At 53.2% G+C, this 13,026-nt stretch carries 13 protein-coding genes; 8 read left to right on the top strand and 5 right to left on the bottom strand.

Annotated features, from left to right (window positions below):
• A partial coding sequence (locus tag FBQ85_16535; protein ID MDL1876754.1) for a 2-oxo acid dehydrogenase subunit E2 occupies positions 1-1,294 on the bottom strand: 1,294 nt, incomplete at its 3' end.
• A 176-nt stretch (positions 1,295-1,470) separates the two neighbouring features.
• Here FBQ85_16535 and FBQ85_16530 point away from each other — a divergent pair.
• The 8 genes from FBQ85_16530 (at position 1,471) to FBQ85_16495 (ending at position 8,460) form a co-directional block, all read left to right on the top strand.
• Positions 1,471-1,881, top strand: coding sequence for a BlaI/MecI/CopY family transcriptional regulator (locus FBQ85_16530; GenBank protein MDL1876753.1), 411 nt, complete (start codon positions 1,471-1,473; stop codon positions 1,879-1,881).
• Positions 1,856-3,931: a hypothetical protein gene (locus tag FBQ85_16525; GenBank protein MDL1876752.1), complete on the top strand. Its 2,076-nt coding sequence runs from the start codon at positions 1,856-1,858 to the stop codon at positions 3,929-3,931. The genes FBQ85_16530 and FBQ85_16525 overlap by 26 nt, the downstream gene beginning before the upstream one ends.
• 10 nt (positions 3,932-3,941) lie before the next feature.
• Entirely contained in the window at positions 3,942-4,307 is a 366-nt protein-coding gene (locus FBQ85_16520) for a hypothetical protein (GenBank protein MDL1876751.1), read from the top strand.
• A gap of 213 nt (positions 4,308-4,520) precedes the next feature.
• A complete protein-coding gene (locus FBQ85_16515; protein MDL1876750.1) occupies positions 4,521-4,928 on the top strand; it encodes a hypothetical protein in 408 nt (135 codons plus the stop codon).
• Positions 4,929-5,090: 162 nt separating this feature from the next.
• On the top strand, positions 5,091-6,287 hold the full coding sequence (locus FBQ85_16510; GenBank protein ID MDL1876749.1) for a prephenate dehydrogenase/arogenate dehydrogenase family protein: 1,197 nt from the start codon (positions 5,091-5,093) through the stop codon (positions 6,285-6,287).
• A gap of 48 nt (positions 6,288-6,335) precedes the next feature.
• On the top strand, positions 6,336-7,028 hold the full coding sequence (locus tag FBQ85_16505; protein MDL1876748.1) for a hypothetical protein: 693 nt from the start codon (positions 6,336-6,338) through the stop codon (positions 7,026-7,028).
• Between the two features lie 61 nt (positions 7,029-7,089).
• Positions 7,090-7,479 (top strand): VOC family protein, encoded by a 390-nt coding sequence (locus FBQ85_16500; GenBank protein ID MDL1876747.1) that lies wholly within the window; start codon positions 7,090-7,092, stop codon positions 7,477-7,479.
• A gap of 108 nt (positions 7,480-7,587) precedes the next feature.
• On the top strand, positions 7,588-8,460 hold the full coding sequence (locus tag FBQ85_16495; protein ID MDL1876746.1) for a hypothetical protein: 873 nt from the start codon (positions 7,588-7,590) through the stop codon (positions 8,458-8,460).
• Positions 8,461-8,663: 203 nt separating this feature from the next.
• Here FBQ85_16495 and FBQ85_16490 read toward each other — a convergent pair whose 3' ends face one another.
• The 4 genes from FBQ85_16490 to FBQ85_16475 all read right to left on the bottom strand — a co-directional run.
• Positions 8,664-10,016, bottom strand: a complete 1,353-nt coding sequence (locus FBQ85_16490) for a hypothetical protein (protein ID MDL1876745.1) — start codon at positions 10,014-10,016, stop codon at positions 8,664-8,666.
• Positions 10,017-10,271: 255 nt separating this feature from the next.
• The gene (locus FBQ85_16485) at positions 10,272-11,744 is read right to left on the bottom strand and encodes a HAMP domain-containing protein (protein ID MDL1876744.1); all 1,473 of its coding nucleotides are present in this window, start codon (positions 11,742-11,744) and stop codon (positions 10,272-10,274) included.
• Positions 11,745-11,883: 139 nt separating this feature from the next.
• Complete coding sequence (locus FBQ85_16480; GenBank protein ID MDL1876743.1) at positions 11,884-12,576, bottom strand: response regulator transcription factor; 693 nt, start codon at positions 12,574-12,576, stop codon at positions 11,884-11,886.
• A 33-nt stretch (positions 12,577-12,609) separates the two neighbouring features.
• Positions 12,610-13,026 (bottom strand): exopolyphosphatase (locus tag FBQ85_16475; protein ID MDL1876742.1); only part of this gene is annotated, 417 nt, incomplete at its 5' end.

The raw sequence follows: 13,026 nt of genomic DNA, 5'->3' as shown, positions 1-13,026 counted from the left end.
CCCGCTGCAAGAATTGCCCGCCGTAGGCACCGTCGATGATGCGATGATCATACGAGAGCGAGAGATAAACCATGTCGCGAATGGCGATGCCCTCGCCGATGACCACCGGCGTTTTGCGAATCGCGCCAATGCCGAGAATGGCGACTTGCGGTTGGTTGATCACCGGGATGCCGAACAAGTTACCGAAGCTGCCCATGTTGGTGATGCTGAAGGTGCCGCCCTGCACTTCGTCCGGCTTGAGTTGCTTGCTGCGCGCGCGATTGGCAAGATCGTTCGTGGCGCGCGCCAAGCCCACGAGATTGAGGGCATCCGCGCTTTTGATGACCGGAACGATCAAGCCGTTCTCCAATGCCACCGCCACGCCGATATTGATGAATTTTTTCACATGGATGTTGCTGCCCTCGATGCTGGAGTTGATTAGCGGAAAGTCTTTGATCGCCCGCACGACGGCATCGATAAAGAACGGTGTGTACGTCAGCTTCGTGCCCTCGTTTTGCTCGAATTTATTTTTGGCGCGCTCGCGATAATTCACGATCTTCGTCATGTCGCACATGGAAACCGAATACACATGCGGCGAGGTTTGCTTGCTCATCACCATGTGTTCCGCGATGCGGCGGCGCATGTTGTCCATGGGCACGATTTCCACGCGATCTTGCGCGTAAACAACCGGGGCTGCAGGCGGAGCGGCAGGGGCTGTGCGCACCGCTGTCGACGTTGGCGCTGCTACCGGTGCTGGAGCTGGCGTTGGCTTTGCTGGCGCCGCAGGTTTGCCCTGGCGTTGTTCGACGTAGGCGAGAATATCTTTTTTCGTCACGCGGCCGTTTTCGCCGGTGCCGGGCACAGCCTCTAATTCGGCCATGGAGATGTTTTCTTGCTTGGCAATTTCGCGCACCAATGGCGAGTAAAAACGTTTGCCTTCGCGCGCCACTTCGCCGCCACTTTCAGCCGGCGCTGCCGGCTTTGCTTCCGGTGCAGCCGGAGCCGGTGCCACAGCTTGTTCCGCAGGTTTCTGCGCTTCCGTTTTTTCAGCCTTGCCATTGCCGCTCGCAGCAGCGTCAGTTTCAATCACCGCGATTGGTGTTCCAACGCCGACGGTCTTGCCCTCTTCTACTAAAATTTTGGCGATGACGCCCGTGGCCGGCGCGGGAATTTCAGAGTCTACTTTATCCGTGCTGATTTCGAGAATGGTCTCGTCGCGTTCGATTTTGTCGCCCACGCTCTTGAGCCATTTAAGGATCGTGCCTTCGGCGATGCTCTCGCCCATTTGCGGCATGACCATGTCGATCTGTGCCATGAGAAGCCCTTTTGCGATTGAATGAGATATGGAGAAAGCGATTGAATAACGAAAGAACCGGTGGGAAGATACGAAAACAACCCTCGTTTGTCAAATGCCTTCTCGTCAAAAAGTTCTTGACATTTGACTACGTGTGTAGTATATATGACTACACTTGTAGTCATATGGAGTTCGCCATGAAAAAAAAGACACCCAAAATTTCGGAAGCGGAGTGGCAGGTTATGAAAGTGGTGTGGGACAATCCCTCGGCTTCCGCGGCGCAGATTGTTGAAAAACTTGCTGCCCGGCAGAAATGGAGCAATCGCACAATTAAAACCCTGCTGGCGCGCTTGGTGAACAAAGGCGCGCTGACCTACACCGCGGAAGCGAACCGCTATCTTTACGAGCCCAATATCCCCAAAGAAGAATTGATCAAGCAGGAGAGCCAATCCTTCATCAATCGCGTGTTCGACGGCGGCGCCCTTCCCATGCTGGCGCATTTCGTCAAGCATGCGCATTTTTCGTCAGACGAGATTCACGAGTTGAAACAAATTCTCGAGGAAAAAACCGGTGGCACCGGCAATGGCAAATCTTCTCGCAAACGTTGAAACCGCGGGCGCGTGGCTGCTGCACAACTCCTGGCAAGCCTCGCTGCTGGCGGCGATGATCTTCACCATCCAGCGGCTGTTTCGCAATCAGCTCTCGCCGAAATGGGCCTCTGCGCTGTGGTTGTTGTTGCTGGTCAAATTGCTGCTGCCGGTCACGCCCGACAGCCGTTTCAGCATTTTTAATTATCTCACGTTCGAACGGCTGAGAATTTTTGGAGAGAAAGAAATAGCGGCGGAAGGCTTGCCTCGTGCGGCAATGCCAGGCCATGGCATTACGGATTTTCAAGAAACCGCCGTGTCGATGGCCGCGCCGCCGTTGTCTCCGCTAAACTTGTTGCAGCGGCATGCCGCGGCGGTTTTGTGCGGCCTTTGGCTGCTTGGTGTCCTCCTGCTTTGCATGCGCGCCTTGTTGTTGAATGTGCGCCTGTGGCGCCGCGCGCGCAAGCTCCGTCCCCTGGTTGATCCGCGCCTGCTCAATTTGCTCGAAGATTGTAAAAGCGAATTGCAGGTCTATCTACCCATCAATATCATTACCGACGAAAATGCGCAAAGCCCGGCTCTGCTGGGTTATCTGCGGCCGCGCCTGCTTTTACCGCAGCGCATGCTCGACGCGCTGAACGAGAATGAGCTGCGCCATGTTTTTCTGCATGAATTGGCGCATATCAAACGCAAAGATGTATTTGTGAGCTGGTTGATCACGTTTACGCAAATCATTTATTGGTTCAATCCGGTTCTCTGGCTGGCATTCAATCGCATGCGCTCCGATCTCGAAATTGCGTGCGACGATCTCGCGCTCTCCACCTCGACGCCGCGCGAGCGCAAAGCCTATGGTTTCACGATTATCAAAGTGCTGGAGCTGGCCGCCAGGCTCGATCCGATTCCCGGAACCGTGGGCATTCTGGAAGATCGCAATTACATGAAGCGCCGTATCCGCCGCCTCAGCCAGGCAACGCCTGGACGTTTCGCTGCGCCTCTCGCCGCCGGGCTGGCGTTGTTGGCGAGTTGTACGCTGCTCACGAGCGCCAAGAATTCTGAGGCCACCAGCGACATCTTGCGGCGTTTTCAAACGGCTTATGAACAGCAGGAGTTGACGCGCTTACTCGATTTGTATGATGACGCTGCCGCGCTGATCGAGGTCGATCACACCGGCGCGCCGCTTTCGGCAATCTATAAAGAAAATCTGGCGCAGTATTATCGCGCTAATTTTGTCTACAGCGCGAAGTTTCATTATGACAATGTCAGAGTCGCCGGAGATACCGTCAGCTTTCACGGCGCTTTTCGCAGCAATAAATTTGAAGTCGTCGGCCTGTATGAAATGGAGGGCAAGGGCAAGTTCGTGCTGCATGACGGCAAAATCGTTACGGCGACTTGGCAGGAAGCGCCCTCGCTCAAAAAACGGCGCATGGAAGTCTTCGATGATTTTGTAAAATGGCTGAAAACGGAAAAACCTGCGGTTTACGCCGAGGTTTTTCCCCGTGAGATGTTCATGCTGCACCAGGCGTCTTCAAATGAACGTTTGCAGGAATTGTTTTTTGAATGGGTCGCCCACAATGCCGGCGCCCGCCAAGAGAAAGGAATCGACATGAATCATTTGCCGGAAGTCAAACGCCTCACGCTTGACCGCGATTTGACCGCAGTTTGCAAGGAATTTTTCGGCTCCTACGCCGAAGCGCCAAAGTACATCACCGAAGTGCAAACCCATCTCGAGGCGAACAAAATTCCGTTTCGCCAATACCACGTGTTGGGCGTTTATTTCGATGATCCTAACACCCCCAAGCCCGGCGGACACCGCAGCCTGCAAGGCGTTGTTGTAGAGCAAGAGGTGGAGGTAAGCCCGCCATATTTTATTTACAGAATGAAGCAAGGCGATGAATATCTCTATACCAAAGTGAGCGGAGAGCCGGCCGAGGTGATTCCGGCAGGCTACATGGCGCTGTTCAACTACATGGGGTTAAAAAAAATCAAGGCCGGCTCCACCGGTGGACACCAAGTCGTCACCATGGAAGACGGCAAAGTGGCTTTTGAAATTTATTTGAAAATCGACGATTGAGGTTTTAAAAATGCCAGACGAAAAACTCAAAGAAGTATTCAATCAGCTTAGAACGATCTTGCAGGCATTTGAACCGAAGCTGATTTTAAAAACAGACAAGCCTGCCGCGTATTATCTGGAGGCGCCGTTCTCGGAAAAATACGGACGAGAGCTTTTCTTCGGCAGTGTGCAAATTCGCAAAAACTATGTCAGTTTCTATCTCTTTCCGGTTTACATGTTCCCGGATTTGCTTCAGAACATTTCCCCGGCTTTGAAAAAAAGAATGCAGGGCAAATCATGTTTCAATTTCAAAGAGATTGATCAGGGACTCTTTCGCGAGCTGAAACAATTGGCAAAAAAGGGATTTGATAGATTCAAAAAAGAAAAATTGGTGTGAATGCGATTAGCTTTTCAAATGTAAAATAAATTTTTGGAAGTTTTTGCCCACGGAAATGAAATCCCACTGAAAAGGCTTTTGCTTTTTGGATGGGTTCAACTTTTGTGGGTGACGTCAACAAAGCTGCTTGAAGCGCTTTGATTTTCACCGTGATTGAAAATCGGTGCAGCCTTTAACAGCGTATATCTCAACCAATTCATGAAGGAGGAGGTTATGGGTCGCAGCATAGTTGCAGTCGTTCTGGGCATCATTCTTGGGGGTATTGTCGTCGGCCTCGTCGAGTATATTGGGCATATGATTTATCCGATGCCAGCCGGCATTGATACAAGCAACCCCGAATCCCTGAAAACCTATGCGGCGAATGCCCCGACGGGCGCAAAGTTGTTCGTGATACTTGCCTGGGCGCTGGGCAGTTTGACCGGCGGCTGGCTGGCGGCATTCGTCGCACGGCAATCGCACACTCAGCTCGCGCTGATCGTCGGTGGAGTCTTGATGATTTTTGGCATCATGAACATGCTGACCATCCCGTCACCGTTATGGTTTTGGATTGCGGGAATTCTCGTGTTTTTGCCTGCGGCTTATGCCGGCGCGCGGCTGGTACGGTCGCCGCAAGTTGTGTAAGCATTCCACACGCAAACGCGCTGTGATGATGGATTTTTGAGAGCCGGGCATACGAACTCGATCTGATGAAAAAACAACAAATGAACCCGCGGCGCCGGTTGAATTTTTCTGCCGGTTAAAAATTCTTTGCTTTTTGTGCGGTGATTTGACTCTTTAAAGACGATGGGCTTTGTTCGCATGCGTTTAAATCCGCGTGTGGCAAGGCCATTTTGCAAAAGCAAAGAATGCTCCTCAAAAATCAAATTAAGGAATGAGATGTCGCAGCGTCTGCAGGAATTGCGCACTCGTATTGCCGCCATTGATGCGGAGATTTTACGGTTAGCGGCTGATCGTTTGAAGATCGTGCAGCAGGTGGGCGCGGTGAAGCGCGAAGAGGGGGTTGCGGTCAGAAGTTTTGCGGCAGAGGCGGAGGTGTTGGAGCGCTTTCGCCGTCTCGCCGGCGAATATGGCCTCGATGAACATTTCGCGGAGAAATTGGCGCTGCAATTGATCAGTGTTTCCGTGCGCTTGCAAGAAGACGAGTTGAGTGAACGCACGGTGCTGGCGAAACGCATTTTAATTGTCGGCGGCGCCGGCAAAATGGGGCGCTGGCTTGCGCGTTTCTTCGCGAACCAGGGCCATCAGGTGGTGACGCTCGATCGTAAAGGCGCTGTTGATGAATTTGAAACGGTGGATGCGCTTGTGCCCGCGGTGCGGCAAGCGGACGTTGTGCTTATCGCTACTCCGCTGGTGGAAGGCAAACTGGTGTTGCAGGAGATATTGTCACAACAGCCCACGGCTCTCGTTGTTGACATCTTTAGCTTAAAAAGTCATGTACTGGAGTTGTTGCAAACGTCGGCTACCAACGGTTTGCGCGTCGCAAGTGTGCATCCGCTGTTTGGCCCCAACGTGCAGACGCTTTCAGGGCGCGTGATCGTCGTCTGCGATTGCGGCAACGCCTCTGCGGCTGCGGAGGCTGAAGCGTTGTTCCGCGAAACCGCGCTTGCCATCACCCGGCTGCCGGTGGCGGAGCATGATGAATATATGCAATATGTGCTCGGGCTTTCTCACCTCGCTTCGATTTTATTTTTTACCACGCTGCATGAAAGCGGCCGCGGCTTTAACGATTTGGTGCGCACGGCAAGCACGACTTTCTATAAACAAGCGCGCGCCGCAGCGGAAGTCGCGCGCGAGAATCCCTATTTGTACTACGAAATTCAGCATCTCAACCGCCATTCTGCAGAATTATTCGATCTTCTCAACCGAAGCCTGGCCAAGCTGCAAGCCGCGGTGTTGAGCGACGACCCGGCAACCTTCGTGGCGTTGATGACTGCCGGGCGCGATTATTTCCCGGAAACCTTGCCCGCCGAATTGGGATGAAAAAATAGTATTCGTCACTATCCGGTTTCAATGCCTTACGGAGTTTGCATGAATCTTAACGGCATTCTTGCTGCCAGCAAAGATTTTTATCGTGCGCACAAATTGGAAGCATGGGCAAAAGCTCTGCCCCAATCGATCAAGTTGAATAAAGAAGCAGAGGCGGCCCTGGGCCGTGCCGAAAAACTTGGTTTGACGCAGGTACTGGTCTTCCCGGATTTTAGAACGCAAATGACTTCGATCACAACGGTGATTGCCGAAACGGCGCTGGCGCCCGTGCCCGGCATTCCAGTCGATCCGAGATTTGCCAAAACGTACATTTCTGACAACTGGGCAAAAGAGCCAACAGGCCGGGTTTATCAAACCTCCAACGGACTCGTGTCACGCGAGCAAGGGCCGTATTTGCTTTTTTATAATTTGCAATTACTTCCCAAACAGACGGTGGGTAAAAAGGGCAATCAAATCGCGAAATTATTCAAAGACGAAAACTGGGACGGCTTTACCTCGCCCGAGCTTTTGATCGCCCAGCGCTTTTGGCGCGAACATGCAACAGCACAAAACGTTGTTCTTTCCTCCAAAGAATTGGGAAAATTTTATTGGGTGTGGGTGGTCGATTCCGGCGACAAAGAAAATTGTTGCGCCGCGTTTTATGGCTTGCAGGGCGTAGGCATGTACGGATGCAAAATCGGCAGCGCCAACAAACAGCGCGGCGCGAATGTGACGATCGTGATACCCCTGTCGTAGGCAGCATACAATCAGATAACTCTCATCGAAAGTCAGCTTCTCATCAACGAAGGGAGAACCCGTGAGCGACACCAACAAACAAGAGATTGGCAGCATCACCTGGTTTGATTTGACCGTGAAAAATGCCGACTCGGTCAGAGACTTTTACAGCAAAGTCGTGGGCTGGACGTTTGCGCCGGTGGACATGGGCGGTTACAATGATTACAACATGAACTCACCTGCCGACGGTAAAACGGTGGCCGGCATTTGTCACGCGCGCGGCGTGAATGCAGATTTGCCGCCGCAGTGGCTGCTTTACATCACGGTCGAAGATATCGACAAAAGCGCGGCCACGTGCGTCGAATTGGGCGGCAAAATCATCGATGGCCCGAAAGGCATGGGCAGTTATGGTCGCACGTGTGTGATTCAAGATCCGGCCGGCGCGGTGGCGGCGCTGTTTGAGCCGGCATAAGTCGCAGCAAGCCTCCGAATGAGCCGGCGCTGAACAGACAACCCAGCCACGGATGACGCGGATTCGCATAGATGTTCTCTTCAAAAAATTCCAACGGAGCGATTCGTGATGAAAAGAGGGAATTGCGCTGGATTGGCGATACAGTATCAAGCAACGCTTTTTTGTTTGAGTTTGATGTGCAGCGTGCTGCGACTCACGCCGGCCGTTGCACAGCCGCAACTCTTCAACAATGCCAAAAATCCGGTGAAACTGGGAAGCTTCGTCGAATTCGATCTTGCCGTCAAAGATGTTCAAGTTACGCAAGCGTTTTATGAAAGCCTGGGATTCAAAGCCGTCGCCGCGGCAAAGGCAGATCATCCAGTCGCCGCAGTCACCGATGGCAACGTCGTTTTGGCGCTGCACCAAGCAGAATTCGCCTCGCCAACGATAACGTACTACGGCGCTAATTTAGCGGCTGGCATGAGCCTGTTGCAAGAAACCGGTGTCGCGGCGACAATTTTAAAAAAGAAGAACGGCGCGGCAACGGAAATCGAATTTTCCGACCGGAACGGCCAGCGCGTCGTGCTCAAGTCGGAAGCGCCGGTTCCGCGCCCCGACGTCGGTTTTGAAATGATGACACCCGCCGGCCCGACCGGCAAAGAAAAACATTACTCGAGAATCGGCATCTTTGGTGAATTTTCAATTGCGGTAAAGGAACGTGCTACGGCCGCGGCATTTTGGCAAAAACTCGGCTTTCAGAAAATGCACGAAAGCGACATACCCTACCCCTGGGGCATTTATTCCGACAGCGTGACCGTGCTCGGCCTTCATCAAACCACGGAGTTCAAGGAAACGGCGCTGTCGTTTTTTTCAAGGGACTCGAAAGATCGAATTGTCAAACTCAAGGAAGAAGGCTTCACATTCGTTCTTGAAATGGATCCCACCAACGCCGTCATGCAATCGCCCGACGGCCAAATGATTTTCGTATTCAATCTGCCCTAACCCGAACCAGCCGAAACCAAATTTTGCCGCCAAGTCAGGAAGTCACTAAGTTTTTTTTTCTTGGTGTCTTCGCGCCTTGGTGGTGAGAAAATTTTTGCTTTTTTTGCAACGATTCAACTTTAGAGAGACCAACAACACGGCCCCGGGTTTCATGGTGCAACCCGGGGCCGTTTTATCTAAAGAGGCGCTTACGCAGCAAGAAATCATTCGTTGTCAGCGGGGACGTCTTCCTCTTCGCCCGCCGGGCAGCAACGATATTCTTTTGACTTTTCCAGCAACTCAATTTGTTTCTTGAGCAGCTCATTTTCAAGGCGCTTGCGCTCAAGGTTGAGATTGATTTCGCGGTCAACCGCCGGTTCGCAGATATCGCAATCGTCGAGGCAGCCTTTGACGATAACGCCCGGGGTCGGCAACGAGGAACGCGATTCAAACGACAGGCGCGTCTTCGCTTCCGGCGCAATATCTCCACCAACTCTCTCCAGCAGACCTTCTTTCACCAATTCTTCATCGACTTGCAGCAACGCTTGTTTGCGGATTTCCGCGGGAAAAGGCTCTTCTGCGGCCACGGCGGCTGGAAAGATAGCCGTGCGGGAGGCAAAGCCGGCCGTGCGCTGTCCGCGAAATTCAAGCGCAAAATTGCGTTCGGCTAACACGCTGGCGCGCGCGGTGTTCTCAACTTCCAAACGTTTGCCGTTGGTTGCGAGCACGCTGTCCGGCAGCGGCGCCACACCCGTGCGCGGGATCGGCAGGTTCGGGCTGACGCGGCTGTTGTCAATCGGGTCGATAACACGCCGGGTGATGGCTTCGACCTCGAATCTCACCATTTGAATTTTGTTGATCTGATAAAACAGAAACGTGACGGCTTTGCAACGATTCGGATTGGCAAATTCGCGTGAAGCCGATTCAAAATGATCCTGCGTTTCGCCTTCGCTGTGCGAGCGGCTTGCGACTTCGCCGATGGAAACCGAGCTGGCGGCGCGCGTCGCGACTTCGGAACGCGAATGTGAGGCTTGCGCATGGCTCTTCAACTCATTGGCAAACGTGTTGATCGAGCTGGCGTTGTATGAACCGCTCGCGCTTGAATCGACGCCCAAACCAAAAAAGTCTAAGCCGGCTTCGGCATGTCCTGAAAAGGAACCTTGCGACTGATGCGTGTCAATCGCGTTCTGATTCACGCTAACGTCGCTCATCGATTGCGCGAACATGCTCATGTAAGCGCGCTCTTCAGACATTTGCGTATGGCGATAACTCAGCTTGTTCTCGCTGTCGAAACTGAAGCGCGTGCGCCGATCCTGTGAAAACAGCTTCACTTTTTCGCCGGGCAGCAGGGTGGTGGAATAAACCAGGTCGCCCAGGGCCAGCGGGCCGGAGCAGCGCTCGAACTTGGCGCGTATCGCGACTTCCACCGGCACGACGACGCGGCGATCGTTGATCACCACTTCGACATTCCGGGTCAGACGGTACGCCAAGCGTACAACGTCACACACCGGATCGGTTTCGAGTTCAGGGCAACAGGGAATTTGGGAGGCGGGAACGAGGTGTTTGCGTTCTGGCATGGTACTCTCCTTGGGAAGATTGAGGTTCAATGTGGCAGATCAGACGTTATCCTAAGTTAATTTTATCTGAGCTGCATCGGCGGTTGGCATGCTTGGGCGCCACCGCCCCACATTGCTACAGATGCAGAACGCGGTTGAAACTCCAATAAAATTTTCAATTTTTTGCTGGTCAATCCGCTGATACGATTGGCCGGCGTTGATCGGACACGATACAACTCTTTTGGGCGATATTGCCCCGGCCTACTCCGAAAAATTTCACGCCTTGCTGAGATTTCTTTTGAGCGTGAAGCTGAACATCGAGCCTTTGCCCACCTCGCTTTGCACATTGACGCTGCTGTCATGCGCCTCCACGATATGCTTGACGATCGCCAATCCCAACCCGGTGCCGCCCACGTCGCGCGAGCGCTCTTTGTCAACCCGATAAAAACGCTCGAAGATGCGCGGCACGTGTTCCGCGGGAATGCCGCGCCCGGTATCTGCCACGTAAATTTCCACCTGCTTTTTGTTGACGTGATAACCAAGCTCGACCTTGCCGCCCGGCACGTTGTATTTAATCGCATTGTTCGCCAGGTTCGTGATCACCTGAGTCAGACGCTCGCGATCGCCCAATGCGATCACCGTCGCGGCCCGCGCGTCGTTTTTGAAGGTGACAGACACTTCATATTGTTTTGCGAGGTTTTGCAAGTCCGGAATTTGCCGGGTCAGCCAATCAGCCACATCAAAATAGCGGAAGCTCATCTTCATCTCGCCGGACTCAATGCGAGAAATGTCAATCAGATCGGTCAGCAGATTGTTGAGCCGTCCGGCCTGGCGATAGGCTTTTTCAATGAATACCTTCTGCATATTCGTTTCGCTCACGTTGCCGTAGAGCAACGTTTCGAGATAGCCTTGCAGCGCGAAAATCGGTGTGCGCAACTCATGCGAAACGTTGCCGAGAAATTGCGTGCGCATGTTCTCCAGTTTGTGCATCTGCTTGAGATCGTCGCGCAGCTTGGCCAGCATCTCGTTGAGTAAATCGGCCAGCTCGCCGATCTCGTCGTCCGAAGAGCGTTCAAAATGGGCGTCCCAATCTCCTTTCTTCACCGAATCGGCGCTTTCCGCCAATTTGTGAATGGGCTGGGTCAAGCGCCGCGATACCCAGTAACTTGCCAGCGCCGTGAGCAACAGCGCCAAGCCGCCGCCTGCAATGATTTTCCAGCGTACATCGCGCACGACGCGTTCGACCTCGGTGAGCGGCATGGCGAGGCGCAAATAGCGCACCGTGGCGAGTTGTTCCCGGCCAGCAAAACGTGCGGCCACCGGCCTGGCAGCATAAAACAGACGCTGGTGTATCGTTTCACTGGTGCGCTCGGATCGTCCGAAACTGTCGGCGATGGCCATTTGCACCTCGGGCCGGAGCAGATGATTTTCAACAAAATCGAGAGAATCGCGCGGCACTCCCGAATCAAAGAGAACCGTTCCGGCCGAATCCATTAAGGTTAACCGCACGCCCCCGGCCAGGGCATAATTCACCAGTTGCTCGTATTGCCACGCCGCATCATCGCCGGCAAATGTGCCGCTCGCCAGCAGATATTCCACTTCGTCCAGTTGCGTTTTCAACTGCTGAAAGAGACGATCTTTGTAATACTCTTGCAGCTCAAAATTCGTAATAAGCCCGGCGGCCACCGTCACGAACGTGAGCAGAACAATGTGCGTGAGAAACAGCCTTTTTCGGAGAGAGAGTCTCATGGGTGAGTTGTTTCAATAAGCAGAATGGCTGAGCGTGGCATGAATACGTTCTGCCGACAGCCGAGGCTATGGCATGGGTACTTTTGAGCCTCGACATGATATGTGTTAGTTTAAGTCGCCAACACCGTTCCCCGTGCGTCTAACTTTCAGCTTTCATGCGATAGCCAACGCCTTTGATCGTCTCGATCATATGCATGTTTTTTTCGCCGAGTTTTTCGCGAATTTTTCGAATATGAACGTCAATCGTGCGGTCGATCACCACGACATTGTCGCCCCAGATCTCGTTCAGCAAGGTTTCGCGAGTTACGACGCGGCCCGGCCGCTCCGCGAGAAACACCAGAACTTCGAATTCTTTTTTGGTGAAGGGTATTTCTTTGCCCTCGACTTTGACCGAGTAGTTCAACGTGTTGATCTGCACCTCGCCGAAATTCAGGAATTCGTCAACCGCCGGGGCAACCGGTGCGGCCTTGCGCAGCACCATTTTGACGCGCGCCAGCAACTTGCGAATGCTGATCGGTTTGATGATATAGTCATCCGCTCCCAGCTCGATGCCGACGACTTCATCGATTTCACTCGAGCGCGCCGTGAGAAAAATCACCGGAATGTTTTTGGTATCGGAGTTTTGCCGCAGCTCGCGCATCACCTGCCAGCCGTCCTTGCCGGGCAGCATGACATCGAGGATGATCAAGTCCGGTGAACCGGTTTGCGCCAGTTTCAGCGCCTGCACGCCGTCACGCGCGAGCAGGGTGTGGTAACCCTCCGCCTCGAGATTGTACTTGATTAGATCGAGAATATCCTGTTCGTCGTCAACGATCAAAATTTGTTTTGACATGGCCGCCTCTAAAATGGTTGAACCCGCGCAAGCTCAAGGTTTGCGCGTTTTTTTATACTCTTCATACAAAGTGTGTATCATGCCATCCGACAAGCCGACTTGCGGCACGTAAATCTGCGCAATATCCGCCCATTTCATAATTGACAAATAAATGCGCCCCGCGGGAATGATGACGTCCGCGCGGTCGGGTTTCAAGCCCAACTGTTCAATGCGCTCGGCCAATGAGTGTGCCTGCAAAAACGTATACAGGCTGCGCAATTTTTTGAACGCCAAGGGCTTGCCCTCGCGCTGTTCGGACAAGCTGAAATACTTGTTGATGTTGCCGCCGGTGCCGATGGCGGCAAGCGGGCGATGATCTGCCGTGGTTTTCTTCACCCACACTTTAAGCGCCGTCCATGCGCTTAGGGTGACGAGATCATTGAGCATGCGCACCGTGCCGATATCGAATGA

It is taken from the genome of Cytophagia bacterium CHB2, from assembly GCA_030263535.1.
GTDB lineage: Bacteria > Zhuqueibacterota > Zhuqueibacteria > Zhuqueibacterales > Zhuqueibacteraceae > Coneutiohabitans.
Note: the sequence above shows the minus strand (reverse complement) of the source record. Positions and strands in the feature narration are given on the sequence as shown.